Here is a 21039-nt window from a genome sequence, read left to right on the forward strand (position 1 = left end):
GCCTCCTTGTAGGCGAATTCCTTTCTAACCTGAACCGGTTATATTTTCTGAATAAACTTAGACAATGCTTGATTAAAGACCTGAGGCTGCTCGATATTCGATAAATGCGAAGCTGCCAAAATTTCAAGCTGGCTTTGTGAAATAGACTGATGCATAAAATCAGCATCTTGAACCGTCGTTACAGGATCAAACTGACCGGCAATAATGCAAGTCGGAATCTGAATCTGTTGAAGTTGATCGCTTAGATCTGCCCCTGCTAAAGCACGACATGCATTGGCATAACCTTGGGCTGGTGTGAGTGCTAAACTTTGTATAGTCTTCTGTGCTAAAACATCATGAGCATAATCAAAATGTTCACTGAACCAGCGAGTATGGGTAGTTTTAACAAGCTCAGCTAAACCGTGTTGCTCTACATTGTCCGCACGATTATTCCATGCTTCAGCAGTTCCAATTTTTGCGGCAGAGTTTGCGATTGTGACACTCAAAAAGCGATCGGCATGATGTATCGCAAGATACAATCCAGTGATACCACCCATGGAGATTCCACAGAAATGTGCTTTATCAATCTTGAGTGCATCTAAAATATCCACAACATCTTCAGCAAGATTTTGCAAAGTACTTTGCTCAATCACACGACTCGCGCCATGACCACGTGTATCATAAGTTACGATTCGATATTGTTCTGACAATGCTTCAACCTGCGCTTGCCACATTCCATGATCAGTTCCAAGCGAATTAGAAAACATAATCACAGGCGCATCTTTCTGACCCTGCACTTGAACTGCAAGTTGATATCCTTGACGATTAAGAATATTGATCATCATTTCGAATCTCCTTGAGCTGCTTTGAGGACAGAATCTATTTGCATTTGAATGTTGCCCAAATAAGACTCAGGCTTAAAAAGCTCATCTAGGGTTTGTGCTGAAAAATGTTCTTTCACTTCATCTAGATTCGATAAAATATTTTTTAAATGAGCATCTTGTGCGACTGCTTGCTGACATGCTTGCTCAACCAAATGGTGAGCATTTAAACGCCCAATCTTGCTAGCTAACGCCATCATGACTGCTTCAGCCATAATCAAACCTTGTGTGGTATCAAGATTGCGTTGCATCGCTTCAACATTCACATCTATAGCCTGTAATACTTCATTGCTACGTTCTAATGCGCCTGCACATAACTGAAAAATTTCAGGTATTGCTAACCATTCTGCATGCCATGCACCTAAAGCCCGTTCGTGGTCTTGAACCATGCTCTGATAGATACTGGTCATCAGTGCAGGTACGCGATTTGCAGCTGCAAGAATTGAAGCGGCTGCAACTGGATTGCGCTTGTGAGGCATTGTCGATGAACCACCACGCCCTTTTGCTGTTGGTTCATAAACTTCTGCAATTTCAGTCTGCATCAGTAGCGACCAATCTTTTGCCATCTTGCCAACATTGCCCACAATCATGGCAAGTAGACTGGCGATTTCTACAAAACGATCACGCTCGCCATGCCAAGTGCATTCAGGTACCGTTAGCCCTAATTGATTTGCATAAGCTTCAACAACTGTAGAACCTTGCTCTTGTAATGAAGCCAATGATCCTACTGCGCCACCAAGCTGGGCAGTGAATACTCTGCTTTTCATTACTTGCAAACGATCAAGATCACGCTTTAATGCGGCTGCATAACGTGCAAACTTGTGCCCTAAAGTAATCGGCAAAGCTTGCTGCAACCATGTACGCCCAATCATCACTTGGTCACGGTAACGTTCAGCCTGTTGTAGCGAAATTTGATAAGCTGAATGAAGTTGCTTTTCAATCACGGCCAAAGCATCACGGCACTGTAAAATCGTTGCCGTATCAATAATGTCTTGACTGGTTGCTCCCCAATGCACATAGCGAGAAGCTTGTTCATCTTGCTGTTTTACGATGGCGGTAAATTGCTTCACCAAGGGAATAGCAATATTTCCAGCTAAACCCGTTGCCACAGCTAATGCATCTAAATCAATTTTGTCTAATGCAAATTCACCAACCTGTTCGATAATGGTGGCTGCTGATACTGGTATGACATTGACTTGCGCCTGTGCTTTAGCCAAAGCCACTTCGGCTTGGATCATATAACTCAATAAACGATGATCACTAAAAATTGCGGTAACTTCAGACTGGTAAAACAAGCTGGCATATAACTGGCTCATGCTATACCTCACTCAACACGCTGAATAATCAAGGCAATCCCTTGACCCACGCCGATACACATCGAACACAAAGCATATTGTCCTTTGATCTGTTCAAGTTGATTCAAAGCGGTGGTCACTAATCTTGCACCTGAAGCACCGAGTGGATGACCCAAGGCAATTGCCCCACCATTTGGATTGATACGGGCATCATCATCAGCTAAACCCAAATCACGAGTCACTGCTAATGCTTGAGCTGCAAAGGCCTCGTTTAACTCAATCACATCCATTTGTTCTAATGTCAGATTGGCTTGTTTGAGTAACTTCTTGATTGCAGGTGCAGGAGCAAAACCCATGATGCGGGGTTCAACACCCACTGTCGTAGCTGCAATGATTTTGGCACGTGGTTTAAGTTGGTATTGAGCAACTGCTTCATCTGAGGCAATCAATAGGGCTGCTGCACCATCATTAATGCCTGAGGCATTACCTGCAGTGACCGTACCTTCTGCTTTCACTACACCTTTGAGTTTGGTTAATGCTTCAATGGTGGTCGATGCACGTGGATGCTCATCCGTATCGACAACAACCGCGTCCCCTTTACGTTGAGGAATCGTGACAGGAACGATTTCATGTTTAAAAAAGCCTTTGGCTTGCGCTGCTGCAGTACGTTGTTGGCTCACCAAGGCAAACTGGTCTTGATCGATACGATTAATGTTAAATTGCTCTGCCACGTTTTCTGCAGTTTGTGGCATGGTGTCTACACCATACATTCCCTTGAGCTTTGGATTGATAAAACGCCAACCCATGGTGGTGTCTTCAATCTTTTGACTACGACCAAACGCACTGTCCGATTTACCCATGACATAAGGCGCACGGCTCATACTTTCGACACCACCCGCAATGATGAGATTTGCTTCATCCGCTTTAATCGCACGTGCAGCCATGGCAATGGCATCCAAGGATGAACCACAAAGACGATTCACTGTGGTTGCAGGGACTTGATAAGGCAAACCTGCTAACAAAGCAGACATACGACCGACATTACGGTTATCTTCACCGGCCTGATTGGCACAACCATAGATCACATCATCGACTTGTTGCCAATCCACGGTTGGATTACGTTGCATTAAGGCTTGAATCGGAACTGCACCAAGGTCATCTGCACGTACAGGGGCAAGACCGCCTGCATAGCGACCAAATGGGGTACGAATCGCATCAATGATATAAGCGTTTTTCATATTCTTACACTTCCATATTTCAATCTGTTGTGATCACTGCCACAAATTACGGGTTTAGTTATTCTTCCTTTGCGTAGGCAATGCCTATACAAAAAGCCTCTGCTTTAACCCGTAATTAGTGGCTGGTAAACATTATCCTTGCGTCGCATCAATCAATTGAGCACCCGTCAAAGCCTGAAGTTCTTCAAAGCTGAGACCATCTACTTTCTCAATCACCTTTAAACCGTCATTGGTCACATCAATCACACACAGATCGGTATAAATACGATCGACACATTTCAGACCCGTTGCTGGATAAGAAAGTGCTTCAACAATCTTGGGTTCACCTTGTTTGGTCACATGATCAGTGGTGATAAACACTTTCTTTGCACCGACAGCCAAGTCCATTGCACCACCGACAGCAGGAATCGCATCGGCTGCTCCTGTATGCCAGTTGGCAAGATCACCGTTGGCTGCAACTTGGAATGCACCCAATACTGCAATATCCAGATGACCACCACGCATCATGGCAAAGGAATCCCCATGATGGAAAAAACAGCCCCCTGTGAGCATGGTCACATACTCTTTGCCAGCATTAATCAGCTCAGGGTCTTCTTCACCTTTAGCTGGTGGTGGACCGAATGCCAATAAACCGTTTTCAGAATGCAGAAATACATCTTTGTCGGCAGGTAAGTATTTTGAAATCTTGGTCGGTAAGCCAATACCTAGATTGACATAGGCACCATCAGGAATATCTTGTGCAACACGTTCAGCGATCTGGTCACGGCTGAGTTTTTGATAGCTCATTGTTATTCTCCTTATTGCGCAGCGACAGGTGAGGTTGCTTCAACCGCAACCACATGCTGAACAAAAATCCCTGGGGTAATAATGTGTTCAGGATCAAGCTGACCAAGTTCAACCACTTCAGAGACTTGAGCGATGGTGACATCCGCAGCCATGGCCATGATCGGTCCAAAGTTACGTGCAGATTTATTAAAAACCAGATTGCCCCAACGATCGCCTTTGTGAGCTTTGATTAAAGCGAAGTCAGCTTTAATTGGATATTCAAGAACGTAGTCTTTACCATCGATATGACGGGTTTCTTTGCTTTCTGCCAATAATGTTCCGAAGCCAGTCGGTGTAAACACAGCCCCTAATCCCATCCCAGCAGCTTGGATACGGCAAGCGAGATTGCCTTGTGGCACGAGCTCTAATTCAATCTTGCCGGCATGGTAGAGTTCATCGAACACCCATGAATCAGATTGGCGTGGGAAAGAGCAGATGATTTTACGGACTGCACCTGTTTTTAGGAGTTTGGCAAGACCATAATCGCCATTGCCTGCATTGTTATTGACGATGACAAGGTCTTTAACTCCAAGTTCAATCAGAGCATCGATGAGTTCAGCAGGTTGTCCTGCGGTTCCAAAGCCACCAATCATGATGGTTGAGCCATCTTTTATTTGGGATAAAACCTCAACCAGCGAGGCTGTACTCTTATCAATCATCTAACTACTTCCTGTACTAAGAACCACTCAACTTCATCCTGAAAATTGATGAAATTAAACTGAGTGTTTTGTTCGGATTTGTTCTATTTATTCTTGATAATTTTTCTAGGGACTTCTATGCTGCAAAGCCGTTATTGTTCGATATATATATTTTATGTTCGATGATCGAACATTATCCCAGTAAAATAGTCAGCTTTTGATTAGAATGGAAATGAACAACTGAAATTTCGGATTGGAGTTATCATCATATGGATCATGATCAAGAGAAAACTGTTCGATTTATTCATCACAGTGAAAATAAGAAATCAATTCGACATGAAGACTTCATTGCAGGTATAGCTAAAGGTTTAACTATCCTCGAGTGTTTCGGTCCAGAACGTCATCGTCTAAATATCAGTACAGCTGCTGAAAAGACAGGCATGACACGTGCGGCTGCTCGACGTCATCTACTTACTTTGGAATACTTAGGCTATTTGGAATTCGATGGGCATTATTATTATCTTGCTCCTAAAATTCTAAAATTTTCAGGTGCTTACTTAGATGGCTCACCACTCCCAAAAATCTGTCAACCATTATTGAATTTATTGACTAATCAGACCTCGCTTATTTATTCAGTGATGGTGTTAGATGGATATGAAGCAATTACCATCGCACGAAGTGCAGCACATCAACAAACAGATCGCGTTAATCCATATGGCCTACATCTAGGCAATCGGTTGCCCGCTCATGCCACATCAGCAGGCAAAATCTTACTCGCCCATCTTGATTTAGATGAGCAGAAACAATGGTTAGAAAAATACCCCCTTAAACGACTCACTAAATATACGCATACCGAAAGTGAGGAGTTTTTGGCACTACTGCATGAAATTAAAGAACAAGACTGGTGCTATTCATGTGAAGAGCATGAACTGGGAGTACATGCTGTTGCGGTGCCTATTTATGATTCAAATGCTGATGTTGTTGCAGCCTTAAATATCGTCTCGCCAACCATGCGAACCACTAAAGATTACTTAGTGACTCACATTTTGCCATTACTACTCGAAACTTCTCGTGACCTAAGACATGTCATCTAAATAAGAAAGCTCTAATTTCAATCATTAGAGCTTTACTTTATTTTCCCAAATTACGTTAAGATCATATCTGTCCAACCTGTAAACGGATTGTCAAACTGTTCCCATTCTTTTGCGCCAAGTGCCATTTCATCCTCTGTTAATAAACATGCATCAAACTGCGCAGTCAGTGCAGCTTGATCCATATCCATACCGATCAAAACAATTTCTTGTCGTGCATCACCTGTTAATTCATCCCAATTTCTTTCAATTGCATCACGACTATTTTGATCTTCGGGCCAATGCTCATCTGGTACGGCTGCCCACCAATACCCTGCTACACCATGCCGAGCCATGGCACCTGCTTGTGACCACGAACCAGCAAACTCTGGATTTGAAGCGAGCCAAAAAAATCCTTTTGATCGGATCACACCTTGCCATTCAGAATTTACAAAATCAAAGAACCGCTGTGGATGGAAAGGCTTTCGTGCTCGATAAACAAAACTACCGATCCCATATTCTTCCGTTTCAGGCGTATGTTCACCTCTTAATTCTTTCAGCCAACCAGGCGCTTGAGCCGCTTCGTTGAAATCGAACAAATTAGTATTTAGAATCTTATCTAGATTCACTTGCCCAAATTCAGCAATTTCAATTTTCGCTCTTGGATTGAGTGAATGTAGAATGCCAAATAATTTTTCTTTTTCTTCACTATTAATCAAATCAACTTTATTTAAAATAATCACATCACAGAACTCAATTTGGTCGATTAAAAGATCAACCACATTACGCTCATCATCTTCCCCCAACGATTCACCTCGTGAAGTTAAGCTATCCTGCGAACTATAATCTTTTAAAAAATTATAGGCATCGACCACAGTAACCATGGTATCCAAACGCGCAAATTCATTCAGTGAAACGCCATTTTCATCTTCGAAGGTAAATGTTTCTGCCACGGGTAAAGGTTCAGAAATTCCTGTCGATTCAATCACCAATTGATCAAAGCGATTATCTTCAGCCAAACGGCGTACCTCAATCAATAAATCCTCTCGCAATGTGCAACAAATACAGCCATTGCTCATTTCCACCAGTTTTTCATCTGTACGTGATAATTCAGCACCGCCCTCACGAACCAAAGCTGCATCAATATTCACCTCAGACATATCATTGACGATCACGGCGATTTTCCGCCCTTCACGATTGTTCAAAATATGATTGAGCAACGTGGTTTTCCCTGCACCTAAAAATCCAGATAAAACAGTGACAGGAAGTTTGGTTGGAGTGGCTATAGAATGATTCATTGGCGTTCTCACAGATTAAATATGTTGGGGTTCATGTTTTGAAAGACATGAAAAACATTGACCCAATACTTCTAAATATGGGTATCTCGGATTAAATTGTTTTGCTTGGATGGTGCTTTCCACACAAGTTTTAAGTTGTGGAATTGCAATGCTCTGCACTTTTTGGCATTCGGTACACACGGTAAAAAGCCGATAATTTGCGGTAATTTCGGCTTGCTCTAACACATACATATTCAAGGTATTTAGTTTTACGATCAGGCACTGTTCTGAGAGTTTTTTCAGAATTCGATAGATTTGAATTGGCGCTTGAAAGCCATAGGGTTTGGCCTTTTCCAATAACTCATAAGCACTCATAGCTTTGTTTTCTGTTTTTAAAATATCTAAAATATTTTGTTGGGCTAAGGTGATCTTCATTTTCAACTACTCATTGTTATTTTTTAGAAAATTATTCATACATGGAGATGAAGTGTAACGATGGTCAACACCCCAAGTTCGATAGCCTGCTGCATCAATATGGATTTGTCCTGATGCATACACACCTAAACCCATATTTAATGCTTGACCTTGTTCTGCCCAGAATTCACAAAGCTTCTTTTTGGTATTTTCGATATAGATTTGCTCAATTGGATCTGGATTCTCCCTGCCTATACGAAAATCCAGTGCGGCGTTAAAAACATGTTTAGATCCACCCGCCCCACCCGCACATTGATTCAGCGCATAGCTTCGATATACCGATGTCACCGTAAACCGATCAATGCGTTTTTGTTCGACCAATTGCTTCAGAATGTTTAAAGTCGGAATGATGTTATTCCAGAGTTCTCTAGGTGGAATTTCATATTCAGTGTAATTACATTTTTGCCAATCTCTCGCTGTTTGAAAAAACTCAAAATCTGGAATAAGAGATTCAATCCCTTGGGTTTTCAAAAAATTTTTATAAGCTTGAATTTGCTGTTGATGCTGCGCCTGCATTGCCCACTGGAGATACGCTGATGGGATACGCTTTTCTTGCAGAATCACTTTGGGAATCGTATGTTTCGATTCAAGTTTTGGTCGAGGTTGCGGTTGGATCTCTTGATACGAAGACTGACAAGCAGGCAGACCACAAATGAATCCGAGCATGTAGATTTTTTTCATTTTTGATTCGCAGCGTCTCTTCATTCAAATTAACTTCGCAACGAGCTTGTCGATACTTATTGTTATGTTATAACATTACAAATAATATTACAACGTAAGCCATTAGACAAATGAATCTTGCTCTTCCAGATATTTCAGCTGAATCAACTCTACCCAAAGCGAATAGCCATTGCCTAGATTGGGTTGGCATGGAAAAAATTGCATTGCCAGTTCGTATCGAAAATACGTTATGTCAAAGCCAAGTAAATGCTTATGTCAGTTTGGATGACCCTTTGGCCAAGGGGATTCATATGTCACGCTTGTATACGCGATTGTTAGAATTGAGTTCGATTGAAAATTTGAGCTTGGTCGATCTACAGTCATTATTACAAGACTTTTTAGTTAGTCATCGCGATCTATCCAAACATGCAAAAATTGAAATTCATAGCGAACTGTATATCGAACGACCAGCATTGATCAGCAAGCTTTCAGGTTGGAAAAGTTATCCTTTTGTTTTGTCATGCCAACTTTTAGATGGGCAGTTTTTAGCAGAATTAAAAGTTGAGATCCCCTATTCATCGACCTGCCCATGCTCGGCTGCACTTTCAAGAAACATTATTCAACAACGTTTTGAATCAGCACTCAATAATCAAGACATTAGACTAGATCAGCAAGAAATCTTAAATTGGCTAAGTAGGACGGATGCCATTGCGGCAACACCGCATAGTCAAAGAAGCTTTGCGATTCTTAAACTTAGACTTGATCAAAATATCCAACATATCCCACTGATTTTATTTATCAATCAAGCTGAACAAGCCCTCATGACCCCTGTTCAAACAGCAGTTAAACGTATTGATGAGCAGGCTTTCGCAATTGCCAATGGTCAAAATCTCATGTTCTGTGAAGATGCCTTACGACGGCTTTATGGCACATTCATTCACCATCAAAACATTCAGGGTTTTAATTTTAAAGTCATTCATGCAGAAAGCTTACACGCACATGATGCAGTGGCTCAAGGTTCATGGCAATGGTAAAGCATTCTATTTTCGAGCAAATGGAACAGGGAAATTTAGGACAACAATTTGATTTTGAAAGTGTGTTTGAACAGATCAAATGGAACCAAGAAGGTCTCATCCCCGCGATCACTCAAGATCAAACAAGCAAAGATGTATTGATGATGGCTTGGGTCAATCGAGACGCCTTAATCGAAACCTTGCAAACCAAACAAGTGTGTTATTGGTCGCGCTCACGAAAGTGTTTATGGCGTAAAGGTGAGAGTTCAGGTCATCGTCAATATTTGGCGGATGCCAGACTCGATTGTGATGGCGACTGTCTATTGTTTTTTGTCAATCAAACAGGTCCAGCTTGCCACACTCTACGTCCGACTTGTTTTTATCTTGGTCTCAATACAGATCAAGTGACGATCTTAACTCAACCTGTGATTTAACTTATTTTTAAACGGTAATTCTATGCTACGTAAAAATCCATCTGGTCATTTGCCTGTCATCGATCAATCTGCTTATGTCGATCAAACGGCTATTATCTGCGGCAAAGTCATTGTACATGCCAATGTGTTCATTGGTCCTTATGCCGTAATTCGTGCTGATGAAACCGATGAACATGGAGAAATGGAACCGATTATTATCGGCGCAAATTCCAATATCCAAGATGGTGTGGTGATTCATTCCAAAGCAGGCGCTGCGGTAAAAATTGGTGAAAACTCATCCATTGCACATCGTTCAATTATTCATGGTCCGTGTGAAATTGGGTGCCATGTTTTTGTTGGTTTTAATAGCGTTTTATTCAACTGCAAAGTCGGAGATCATAGTGCGATCCGGCACAATGCAGTGGTCGATGGTCGTGATTTACCAAGTCACTTTTATGTTCCTGCCATGAGCTATATCCATCCTAAAACAGATTTAAACCAATACCCTCCTGTTGATATTGCGATCAGTGAATTTTCTGAAAGTGTGGTGAGCACCAATATCGAGTTAGTCAAAGGATATAAGGCATTACACAATGAATTTTAGACAATTCCCCAAGATCATTATTCGCAATGCCAATCTAGTCAATGAAGATAAACAGTATATTGCCGATGTACTAATTCAAGATGGACGAATCGAGAAAATTGCTAGCAATATCACAGGTGTTTTCAATGCGAAAACTATTGATGCTAATGGTGCTTGGTTAATCCCAGGCATGATTGATGATCAAGTGCATTTTAGAGATCCTGGCTCACCACACAAAGGCTGTATCGCCTCTGAATCTATGGCTGCAGCCATTGGTGGGATTACCAGTTATATGGATATGCCCAATACCAATCCTGCGACATTGAACTTAGAGACTTTAGCACAAAAAAAGAAAATTGCAGCGCAACATAGCATGGCAAATTACGCATTTCATTTGGGTGTAAGCTCTGAAAATTTAGATATTATTGAACAACTTGATCCTAAATTAGTCAGTGGTGTCAAAGTCTTTATGGGTGCATCAACAGGGAATATGTTGGTCGATGATCCTAAAATTCTAGAGCGTTTATTTGCTAATGTACCAACCCTCTTATTGACGCATTGTGAATATACACCTCGGATTAAAGAGCAGGAAAAACTATATTTGGAAAAATATGGCGAAAATATTCCAGCAGCTATGCACCCTAAAATTCGAGATAAACGGGCCTGTTATGAAAGTTCACGACTGGCTGTTTCATTGGCTGAAAAATATGGAACGCAACTGCATGTTTTACATCTGACCACAGCTAAAGAATTATGTTTATTTAAGGATCTGCCTTTAAATCGAAAGCATATTTCTGCCGAAGTCTGTATCCATCATCTCAGTTTTGATGATTCTGACTATGCCGCTCTGGGGCATTTAATAAAATGTAATCCCGCCATCAAAACTCAACACGATAGAGAAGCTTTGATCCATGCAATTTCCAACAGTAATCAACTGGATATTATTGGAACCGACCATGCACCACATACTTGGGATGAAAAACAACAATCCTATATGAATGCGCCTTCAGGACTGCCACTGGTACAACATGCTGTGCCCGCATTGATGGAACTGGTTGCAGATGGAAAACTCCGTATCGAAACGATGGTACGTAAAACATCTCATCAAGTTGCCGACTTATTTAAGATCAAAGATCGTGGTTATATTCGTGAGGGCTATTGGGCCGATCTCGTCCTACTCAAAGAAAATGCGCATAAAATCGCGATCAAAGACCAAAGAAATTATATGCATTGTGGTTGGAGTCCATTCCAAGATAAAACCTTTCGTTATGAAGTGGATACCACCATTGTTTCAGGGCAACTGGCGTGGCATCAAAATCAGTTGTTTTTAAATTGTCGAGGAAAAATATTAGAAATTGACCGATAGAAAGGATATTTGATTAAATTCAGAACTCGCTTGCTCTACAACTTTTAGTCTAGTTTTGGTCTGCTCAACGGTGTAAGTACTATATTGCCCCGTTGAAACTAGACCAAATTGAAGTTGAGTTCTTAAAATTAAGAAAATCTCACTACGCTCATCTTTGAATAAGGGGTTGATCCTTTGTAAGTTTTCTACAAAAAAGAAATTATTGGGCTTTCTTAATAGGCAATTAAAATTTAATTTATAAGTTCAATCTATTCCTTTTAATATTTCCCCTAATATTTTAAGATTCTGTAACTCTTCATCTGTATATTTCATTTGCGACAAAAGCTCATGATCACTTATAATTTTAATATATTGATCATAAATATTAATCTTATTTTCTAACAAGAATTCGACAAACTCCCCACCGTTTTCATTTCGATGAAACTCAGTAAAAAATAAAGTTGTATAAAAGATCTTTTTCTTCTTATCACTTAAACCTAACAAAAATGTATCTAAATTATTATAAAACTCACTGTAGGGCTGACTACCACAGAAAATATTCTTATCAATAAGATTGATTGAGTTAATAATTTGAATATCCTGTGTTAAAAAAGCAACCCTATTGTTAAAACTATTAATGCAAGATTTTTTTTCAATTGAAGAACATCCTGTAAATGACAATATTCCTATTATAAATAAGGTTTTTTTGATTTTATTTAACATTCAGTTCTCCCCAATTTGTAACTTCCTTTCTTTTCCAACCAAAATTCATCCAAGTATCTGAACGCCCCCCTTTCCAAACATATTTCTGTTGAGTTTTAGTAGTAGAAATCATTTCATTTAACTTATTCCACTGCTCATTATTTTCGGTAGATTTAACTGTAACACATCCTAAACTTAACCTTCCAGGATGTAGTCGAAATCCACTTCTTTTGCCATCAATTGTAAAATCATCAATCCAACCATCATCACCATATAAAGCATACCAGTCTGGATGTCTATCATCAGGCACCAAAAAATATTTCCCATTCGGTAATCCAGTACCATTGGAAGTAAAACCAGCATCACTAATTTGCCCACCAGTATACACGTCTCGAATAATTAACTTAGTATCTTTCTCAATATCTCTAGCAACTATTATATTTTTATCTTTATAAAAATCTAATACAACATATAATCCCATTGGATCCGTCAATTGATTCGGGTTGCTAACATATTTCATTATATTTAACCCACCCTCCAATCCTATCGGGTCTTTACTCACATATCTTGCACTATGGGGTTCATAATAGCGATAACGGTTATAGTGTAATCCTGTTTCTTGATCGTAATATTGACCTTGGAATCTGAGATTACTCTGCTCAAACGGATTGTCTGAATTTACTGTTTTGAGGTCGAGTGTGCTACCCCAAGTATCTTGAGTAATTTCCCAAACACACTCACCCCTAGCATTGGTCATAGTTTGTGGCGTACCGACTTGATCACAATGGTAAAAAGTGATCTGCTCTAAATCTACTCGATTTTTACGGGTATCATTGCGCCATACAGGATCTTTATAAACCGAATAAGGTTTATTTTGATATTCAGCATAATCAGGTGTTTCTATTAGTTGAATAAAACCTTTATATCCAGCTTGCAACAGTGGAACGAAGCTATTCGGCTCATAGATATAGTGCTTGGTATAACTGTCTTGTTCTGATTTGCGGGATTCCCAAATCATCAAATCGCCATCCCAACCAAACAAGGTCAGCACATCTACCATTTTCTTGTAGAGTCTGCGCCCAAATACGTCATAACCATAGTCCGTGACTTGACCATTGTGATCACTGCGAATCAATCGATTTTGGTTGTCCCATGTCAATTTGAGGGTTTTACCTGCTTGTTTAGTCTCTATAACATTGCCTTGAGCATCGTAGTGGTAATGTTTTCCTTGATAGCTTCTGACCAGATTATTTTTAATTTGTGCCGTACTAGATGCGGATACAGGGTCAATCAAATTACCCGCAGGATCAAAGCTAAAACTCTCAGTTTTATGTGCGCTTTGTGTTGTGATTAAGCGTCCGATTGGATCGTATTGATAGTTGAGCTTACCCAAACGGCTATCTTCAACTTGGTTTAGTAGGTAGTTTTGGTCGTAATGATAATATCGATGCGCTTGGTACTGTAAATAGTCTTGCGTTTCTTGTTCAGGCTGAATCAGTTGTGAACTGAGTAAACCAACGTCATTATAGTGTTTAGTTTGGATGAGTCCATTTGCCAATAGGCGTATTGTTTCTCGATGTAAGTCATCTCGTTGGAATGAAACCACATCCTGTTTATTCAGGGCAATCGCATACAAATGTCCTGAGCCATAACTCAAATTGGCCTGTTCCTGTCCATCTGGGCGGATTGTTTTAACTAAATTACCAAGTTCGTCATATTCATAACGTAACACCGCAGTAAGCGGACGAAGCCCTGCGATTTTGTAGTGCTGATGCTCTCTCACCAATTGCCCAAGGGCATTGCGATAAAAATCAATTTGGCTAACCTCATTACTGGCTCGGCTCAGTTGATTGTTCAGGTTGTAATCAAATTGTTCTGTTTGCTTCTTTCCCGTATTTAAATGGGTAAAGCTTTTCGATGCGATTTGTCCATCTGCGTAATAATCAAATTGGGTCAGGATATTAGGCTGTCGGATTTCAGATAATCGACCACTCTCATCATGATAGCTGTAGTGTTTTTCTTCTCCATCAAAGGCTTGTTCACGTACCAAAGAACCAAATTGATTGTAATCAAATAAATATTCTGCTTGATTCTGATTAATCAGTTTTTTGATACGTCCCTGTTTATCCCATTGATAAGCTATGCGATGTCGATTAGCATCAAGTCGCTGTGCTAACAAGCCAAATTTATTGTAATGATACTCGGTCACTAAGCCTTTGGTATCTATATGTTTAAGTAAACGTCCTTCTTCATCATGTTCAAAGTATTCTTTTAACCCATCAGGATAAACAATACTTTGGAGTTGTCCTTTATCTCGACCCTGGGTGCTGTAAAGGTATTGCACGACTTTATGGTTCGCTGTTTGTTCAGCTGTTAGCGAACCCTCTTCATCATATTCCCAACTACTGCTTTTGCCTGAACAATCGGTATATGCTGTCATTTGTCCCAATTCATTATATTGAATGGTTTTGACACCGCCTTTCGCATCAATCACTTCGATCAATTGATTGTCATTGTTGTATTTATATTGGGTGATATGTCCCAAAGGATTTATTTCTTTGCTGATATTACCCTTAGCATCATATTCTCGTTTCCAAATATTGCCTTCAGGATCTTTTGTTTCGAGCAAATTGCCTTGCTCATCGTAGGCAAAACGGATTACCCCACCATTTGGCTGTACGATTTTGATGAGTTGATCTTGATCATTGTATTCTTGTTGGGTCTCTCGCCCTTCAAAATCAATTTGACGGGTAATACGTTTTTGACTATCACGGCTGTACCACGATTCACGTCCATCTGCTAAACGTGTACGATAGGTAAATCCATTCAGATCAAAATAGTAATAGGTCGGGACATCGTAGGCGTCATAAACAGCAACTTGGCGTAAACGAGGATGCCATTTGAGTTTGGTATGGAAACTACCATCATCTGCCCATTCTTCAATCGCTTTGGCTTGAGCATCGCTAGATTCATAGCGAATATTTTGCCCACGTCCTGTACGATCGGTATAACGTGTAAGTTGATGGAAATGGTTGTATTCATAGTTTCGGACATGACCATTTTGATCAATGGCTTCAATTAAATTGCCTTGTGTATCATATTGATAACGCGCTAAAGGCTCAGCCTGTTCATCAACAAATACAGCAATAATTTTAACTTGCTCATTAAAAGCAAATTTTAATTGATGTTGGGCATGTTCTAATTGGAAATCAACGCTTTGCAGATAGGCAATTTCATCTAAAATAAGGTAGCTTAAAACAACCTTTTCTTGTGTATTTTCATTAAATTGTTGAATCAACTGATAAGGCTGACCAGCCGAAAATTGATGGAATTGAAAAGACCATTCTCCACTAAAATTTAAAATGAGATCGCTATTTTCAATGGGTTGTACCGTTATACCTTCATACGGTACTTCATAAGTTTCAAATGTAATCGAAGCTGGAAGTTGATGCTTTCGCCCTTTACTGTCAATAAATAGATAGCCTTGAGCGGTGGGTTGAATCATGTTGGAAAATGGCATCATCCAACGTGCACCAATCATGCTGTGATCAAACTCATTCATTTGTGAGTTATATTGACGGATAAAGGAAAAACCAACTTTCGGCAAATAGAAATCTGCATGCTGCACTCGTTCAGCACCAATTGAATAGCTAATACTTTGCCCTGTATCTGACCCTTTACCCTCACATGGCGGAGCATTTAAAGCATCGGCTTGTAAACTCACGAACTCTAAAGTATCTCCTTTGGTATGCCGTTCATATTCCCCTGTTTGATTCATCGGCACACTAGCGCTGCCTTTATTTTGTAACGCTTTTATCGCTTTCAAAGTTTCTTGTATTAACCATGCCAAAGTATATTTTTGGCTAGCATTCGATTGCTGTTGCAGCGTTTGGCTTAAACTTTTAATCGTTTGAGTTGCTTCTTGCTGCAAACGACTTTGCATATTCGGCTCAATCTTCGGTGTCAGATTTGCTTGGCTCGGTGTTCCGATGAGATCAATTAATGGCACGGCCCAATTGCTAAATTTAAGCTTGGGGTCCCGTTTCTCTGCCGAGGCACCTGTTGGAGCTACAACACCTGCATTAATAGCTGCAGTTGGGGTTGCCATACTCTGTAAAATACTTGCACCCAAAGTTGCAGCTTGGGTCAGTAGTCCACTTAACTTTGCTTGGGTTTCTTTTAAAAATACTTCTAAATCCCCTGCAACCATTGCATTAAGATGTAGGCCCAAACGCTTAATATCAGCTTCTTTAATTTTCCCATTTTCAGGGTATAAACATTCTGCCATTAAACCAAACATTGGTCGTAACGCCATACGAGCATGGGCTTCATTATTTGGTTCAGGAAACAATCCAATTAAATTAGCTCCGAGTAAAGCACCACGCTGCATATCAGCATCGCCAGTCTTCGGTGTTGTTGCATACAAAAGTAAATCTAAGACACTGCCTGTCAATGCAAAAATATTAGCAACCGTCGGAACATTCGCATTACTTTTGACTTGTTCTAGTGTGGTGTTACCGCATACTTGTAAATAAAGTTGAATTTGATTTGCAATCATTTGCAAATCAGTCACATTGGTTACACTCTCTAAATTAAAAACAGCAAGTTCAACAGCGGGTTGTTTTGTAGTTTCTGTCTGTTGTGTCTTTTCAGTAGCCATTAATATAAAACCTTTAATTCATTCAATTACATCATTATGTTTTAATTCACTTCGAGCTTTTTTATCCCATCTACTTTTTCGATCTAGAGAAGGTGTCGACCATACCTTGTTTAATCGGAGAGTCTACTTTTGTGAATTGAGATAACTTTGCGGTTGCTTGATCAGTGAAAAAATCTTTGCCTTGCTCTTTGAGCATTTCAAGAGATTGATTTGGATTTATTGCCATTTGACCAAGACTTTTCATTTGATTGACGGATAGATTGAGATTAAGTTGTTTGGAGACTGTATTGAGCGCGCTATTTGTAACCTGATCTTTAATCTGTCCTACTGTTTGTCCAACTAAGTTATTTAAAGTATTTTTACCTAAGTCTTTAAAGTTATTTTTGTCCATCGAAAGAAGGTTACTTTTCAATTGGGACATTGCATTTTGCCCCAATGAACCCAAAGCATTTTGCATCATTGCAGCAACGCCTGAAACAGGTTCAGCCCACGTATAATCACGGCTAAAATCACTACTTTGTAGCCATGCACTCGTGTCATCTTTCTCAAAAACAACTTTTGCTGGACCAGGTGCAATACCTGTCACCTGAGCAAAACCATTTGCATTGAGTTTGCCTGTAATTTGCTTGCCGAGCGAATCAACTACTTTATAACTATTCTGCTTAAAGAAGTTTTCGCCACCATAGCTTCGTAATAACTCCAAAGCCCCTTGCATTGGTTTAGCTTTTGGTAATTGAGGGACATTGGCACTTACACTTGCCCCACTCTTAAACAAATGCTGCCCCGCCTTTACCTCAAACTTTCCACCTGTCGTTGGGAAAATCCCTGAACCATTCAATTTGAGCTGCGAACTCTCAGCGGTAAATACAATTTCTTTTGGGCTAGTGATATAAATCGTATCTTCTGTGGAAATAATCTGGATGTCTTTACGAGCAATAAAATCAGCGCCATCTCCTTGTGCCTGTATCTCAACCTTGCCTTTGCCTGCAACTTGTTTAATTCCATTTTGCGCTGCAAATAAACTGATCTTTTGACTGGCTTGGGCAATCAGGTTCTTTTGCGTGGTCAGGTTAATACTGTCCCCTGCAAATTGGTTCAGTTGTCCATCCGCGGATAGATTAATATCTTCTGAGGTGCTAAGCCCAATCCCATTCGGTGAGCTGAGTAGTAATAAGGCTTTGTTGAATTTGGCTATATCTTGCTGAATTTCTTCTGCAAAGCTTTTGAGTTGTTCTAAGGCTTCGAGTTCATCCGTTTGTTGGTTCTTTGCCACTTCACTCAGGGCTTTGGCACTGTTTTGGTTGCCTTCGAGTTGTTGTTTGGCTGTTTGCGCTTCAAGGTGTTCGCCTTCGGCTTGCGCTTGTGCATGGGTGGTGATGAGTAAGCCTTCGCCTGCTCGGATCGCGCCCCATTGGTCTGTGCGTAGTTCAAAGCCTTCGCCTCGGTCTTCGCTTTCTGCTTGAGCTTTGGGATGACTCAGTTTACCGAGATTGAGTTGGCTGGCTGCATGGCTACTTTGCAGTTGAGCGCTGATCTGTCCGGTGGTGTCATCAAAGCGTAGTTGGTTGTAGCCATTGCCTTGATATTCTTTGGATTTGATCCCTGCCAGTTTTTTGGTGTCAGGCAGTTGTCCTTGGTCATCGAATTTAGTTGGGCTGCGGTGTGCTTCGTGGAGTCGTCCTGTGACAAAGGGACGGTCGATGTTGCCATCAAAGAAGTCGATGACCACGATTTCACTAATGCGTGGTAGGAAGCGTGCGCCATAGCCTTCGCCTGCCCAAGGAGTGAGTACATCCACCCATGCTGAGTCGGTATCGTTGTTGTTGCTGCCTGCGCCACCATCATGACTATGGTCATCATTTCGGGTAAATAGGAAGCGAACTTTGATGCGCCCCCATTCATCGACATGAATTTCTTCGCTTTCAGATCCCACTACTCTTGCACGTTGTGGGTGAGCAGTTGGACGGTGTTGCAGTGGATGGTATTCGGGTACAGTTTTGATGTTACGGCGTTGTAGCGTCAGTTGGTTGGCTTGGCGTTCTTCTGAATTTGCGCTATTCGTGTTTTGGTGATCTTGCCATTGGCTTTGTGTGATCAAACTTTGGATTTGTTGGTTTAAATCTTTAGGGAGGTTGTTTTGATTAAACCAATCCTTCTTTGTGATTAAGAACTCCTGATCAGATCCTTTGTGTTGGTCGATCTCTGGGTGTTCGTTGAGTTTAAACCAGTAGCCCACTTGGGTGTCTCGCACGGTAGTATTGGCGATAAATTGTTTGGCTTGGGCATCATGGTAGTGGCTGAGGTGTTGGTTCAGTTTTTCGATTTGGGTGTTGCCTGAAGCGGTTGCACCATCTTCACCGTTGAGGTCTTGCATCCATGCTGGAGTGAAGTGCCATGCGTCTTCGAGTCCTAAGCTGGCGTTGTCGTGTTGTTGGCTATGTTGGTGTTTGCTTTGGACGCTACCTGCCCCATCTTCTTGTTCTAGGGCATCGGCTTGCCAGCGTTGGATATGGACTGCGGTCGGTTGTAACGAACGTTCTGCAATGAGGCTGGTCATGCTGTCGTATTGTTCGGTGGCACTGCTGCGGTGGTAGCGTATTGTTCTTCGATTTAAGGCTTGGTATTGGCTGTTGTCATCGATCAAGCGGAGTTTTTGGGCTTGGATTGGACTGGTGCTGTTGGCAACGTTCAGTTGGGTTTCGTCAATCAGCCAGTTAATGCCTTCACTTCTGAGTAAGCGGGTAATGAAGTCGTAGTCGCTTTCATTGGCTTGCATCACAAAGGGACGGATGTCGTAGTCTTGTTTGATCCCACCCAGGTCGAGTGTAAGACTCGATGCAAATAGCGGGCTGCGTTGTTGCCATTCTTTGAATAAGGTTTGTACGATGTCGAGTACATTTTTATTCATAAACACGCGGCTGTTTCGGCGTTTATGCCACAGCGCAGTTGCATCTTGTAGTTTGAGTTTATACAGCGTGAGGCTACCGTCAGATTGTCCTTGTACGGCTTCTGTGATAATCCCTGTGGTTCTAAATAGTGTGCCTGTATCGGTGACTTGGTCTATCGCTGCCTGACAGCCGATGAATTGTTTTAATGGGATGTGGGCGTTAGTGGATAGGCAGATCAGTTCTGCAGTCATGCCCTGATTAATGGCATGCTGACCTTGAATTTTTTGGAGGAAGACTTGTTGATTTAAGCTCGGATTGGCAAATTGTATGTGGATCGCACGTTTTTGTGCGGTTAAGCCGAGTTGTTCTAATGCAGCAAAGATAGTCTTGAACATCGCTTCTTATTGAGTTTTTTTAAACGTGAGGGCATTTTACAGGAAAATTCAATCAGATGTTCAGACCGTCCCGTCTATTTGTGACAATTTTTGTCATTTTATAACTTTCACTCTAAGTCTTTGCATATCGTTGTTCATCATTCTTAAAAAAACAAATGGCTTTACCGAATTGATTTAACCCTCCTGATAGAACACAGAAAGATTGCAATTTAATGAAAAATATCATTTAAAATAACAATAAAAATCATGTAGATATTCTTTTAAAACCTAACTATTCTTAAATAAATTCTTAAAAGTGATGTACCCGAAAATGAGTGATCTAAACCTTCTAAAGGAATTAAACCAGATAATTGATGCACACATTGAAAAACACAATCAGAAACCAGCACGGATCATTTTGGGCTATAAGTCCTACTCTACATTAATGAACGATAAAACTTTTGCAAATGAGGTTACTGATTCAGCACTCAACCCACATAAGCGCAAGTATAGAAAAATCAAGATTAAAGTTACCAAAGATGATCATCAGCTAGAACTTGAATAAGTTAAACAACATTGCACCATCCATTAAAATACTTACTATGTAGCGACCTGACTTCAAAAATATTTTTCATCGCCCTCTTTATATAGCTAGCACCTAAACCTAGCTACTCACGCTATTGAATAGAAATTCTCATCGAACGCGTGAATCTGGTTTGTAAAT

General features: G+C 40.7%; 17 protein-coding genes. 6 read left to right on the forward strand and 11 right to left on the reverse strand.

Features of this window, described 5'->3' with window-relative positions:
* Positions 1 to 38: 38 nt before the first annotated feature.
* From pcaD to DK207_RS03275, 5 genes are all read right to left on the reverse strand, one after another.
* Entirely contained in the window at positions 39 to 824 is a 786-nt protein-coding gene (pcaD, locus tag DK207_RS03255; RefSeq protein WP_109439964.1) for a 3-oxoadipate enol-lactonase, read from the reverse strand.
* Positions 821 to 2176: a 3-carboxy-cis,cis-muconate cycloisomerase gene (gene pcaB, locus DK207_RS03260; protein ID WP_109439965.1), complete on the reverse strand. Its 1356-nt coding sequence runs from the start codon at positions 2174 to 2176 to the stop codon at positions 821 to 823. The genes pcaD and pcaB overlap by 4 nt, the downstream gene beginning before the upstream one ends.
* A gap of 8 nt (positions 2177 to 2184) precedes the next feature.
* Positions 2185 to 3393, reverse strand: coding sequence for a 3-oxoadipyl-CoA thiolase (pcaF, locus tag DK207_RS03265; protein WP_109439966.1), 1209 nt, complete (start codon positions 3391 to 3393; stop codon positions 2185 to 2187).
* Positions 3394 to 3525: 132 nt separating this feature from the next.
* Positions 3526 to 4179 carry a 3-oxoacid CoA-transferase subunit B gene (locus tag DK207_RS03270; RefSeq protein ID WP_109439967.1) on the reverse strand — a complete coding sequence of 218 codons (654 nt, stop codon included), beginning with the start codon at positions 4177 to 4179 and terminating at the stop codon, positions 3526 to 3528.
* Positions 4180 to 4190: 11 nt separating this feature from the next.
* Entirely contained in the window at positions 4191 to 4877 is a 687-nt protein-coding gene (locus DK207_RS03275; protein WP_109439968.1) for a 3-oxoacid CoA-transferase subunit A, read from the reverse strand.
* A 248-nt stretch (positions 4878 to 5125) separates the two neighbouring features.
* On the opposite strand from DK207_RS03275, the gene pcaU reads away from it, so the two are divergent.
* Positions 5126 to 5950, forward strand: a complete 825-nt coding sequence (gene pcaU / locus DK207_RS03280; protein WP_109439969.1) for an IclR family transcriptional regulator PcaU — start codon at positions 5126 to 5128, stop codon at positions 5948 to 5950.
* 50 nt (positions 5951 to 6000) lie between these two features.
* On the opposite strand, the gene zigA is transcribed toward pcaU, so the two are convergent.
* From zigA to DK207_RS03290, 3 genes are read right to left on the reverse strand one after another with little or no spacing between them, the layout of a single operon-like run.
* Positions 6001 to 7224 (reverse strand): zinc metallochaperone GTPase ZigA, encoded by a 1224-nt coding sequence (gene zigA / locus DK207_RS03285; RefSeq protein WP_213066228.1) that lies wholly within the window; start codon positions 7222 to 7224, stop codon positions 6001 to 6003.
* A 15-nt stretch (positions 7225 to 7239) separates the two neighbouring features.
* Positions 7240 to 7638, reverse strand: a complete 399-nt coding sequence (locus DK207_RS15865) for a transcriptional repressor (RefSeq protein WP_213066229.1) — start codon at positions 7636 to 7638, stop codon at positions 7240 to 7242.
* A 6-nt stretch (positions 7639 to 7644) separates the two neighbouring features.
* Positions 7645 to 8358: a D-Ala-D-Ala carboxypeptidase family metallohydrolase gene (locus tag DK207_RS03290; RefSeq protein ID WP_109439970.1), complete on the reverse strand. Its 714-nt coding sequence runs from the start codon at positions 8356 to 8358 to the stop codon at positions 7645 to 7647.
* A 110-nt stretch (positions 8359 to 8468) separates the two neighbouring features.
* Between DK207_RS03290 and folE2 the strand changes: the two genes are divergently transcribed.
* From folE2 to DK207_RS03310, 4 genes are read left to right on the forward strand one after another with little or no spacing between them, the layout of a single operon-like run.
* Entirely contained in the window at positions 8469 to 9371 is a 903-nt protein-coding gene (gene folE2, locus DK207_RS03295; RefSeq protein WP_109439971.1) for a GTP cyclohydrolase FolE2, read from the forward strand.
* Positions 9365 to 9784, forward strand: a complete 420-nt coding sequence (gene hisI / locus DK207_RS03300) for a phosphoribosyl-AMP cyclohydrolase (protein WP_109439972.1) — start codon at positions 9365 to 9367, stop codon at positions 9782 to 9784. The genes folE2 and hisI overlap by 7 nt, the downstream gene beginning before the upstream one ends.
* A 22-nt stretch (positions 9785 to 9806) precedes the next feature.
* Positions 9807 to 10367, forward strand: a complete 561-nt coding sequence (locus DK207_RS03305; protein WP_109439973.1) for a carbonate dehydratase — start codon at positions 9807 to 9809, stop codon at positions 10365 to 10367.
* Entirely contained in the window at positions 10357 to 11712 is a 1356-nt protein-coding gene (locus DK207_RS03310) for a dihydroorotase (RefSeq protein WP_109439974.1), read from the forward strand. Before DK207_RS03305 ends, DK207_RS03310 begins: the two co-directional genes overlap by 11 nt.
* 243 nt (positions 11713 to 11955) lie before the next feature.
* Here DK207_RS03310 and DK207_RS03320 read toward each other — a convergent pair whose 3' ends face one another.
* From DK207_RS03320 to DK207_RS03330, 3 genes are all read right to left on the reverse strand, one after another.
* Complete coding sequence (locus DK207_RS03320; RefSeq protein WP_109439975.1) at positions 11956 to 12414, reverse strand: hypothetical protein; 459 nt, start codon at positions 12412 to 12414, stop codon at positions 11956 to 11958.
* Positions 12404 to 17053 carry an RHS repeat-associated core domain-containing protein gene (locus DK207_RS03325; protein WP_109439976.1) on the reverse strand — a complete coding sequence of 1550 codons (4650 nt, stop codon included), beginning with the start codon at positions 17051 to 17053 and terminating at the stop codon, positions 12404 to 12406. Before DK207_RS03325 ends, DK207_RS03320 begins: the two co-directional genes overlap by 11 nt.
* 70 nt (positions 17054 to 17123) lie before the next feature.
* The gene (locus DK207_RS03330; RefSeq protein WP_109439977.1) at positions 17124 to 20336 is read right to left on the reverse strand and encodes a type VI secretion system Vgr family protein; all 3213 of its coding nucleotides are present in this window, start codon (positions 20334 to 20336) and stop codon (positions 17124 to 17126) included.
* Positions 20337 to 20646: 310 nt separating this feature from the next.
* On the opposite strand from DK207_RS03330, the gene DK207_RS03335 reads away from it, so the two are divergent.
* Positions 20647 to 20880 carry a hypothetical protein gene (locus tag DK207_RS03335; RefSeq protein ID WP_109439978.1) on the forward strand — a complete coding sequence of 78 codons (234 nt, stop codon included), beginning with the start codon at positions 20647 to 20649 and terminating at the stop codon, positions 20878 to 20880.
* Positions 20881 to 21039 lie beyond the last annotated feature (159 nt).

Source organism: Acinetobacter haemolyticus, from assembly GCF_900406815.1.
Classification (GTDB): Bacteria; Pseudomonadota; Gammaproteobacteria; order Pseudomonadales; family Moraxellaceae; genus Acinetobacter; species Acinetobacter haemolyticus_A.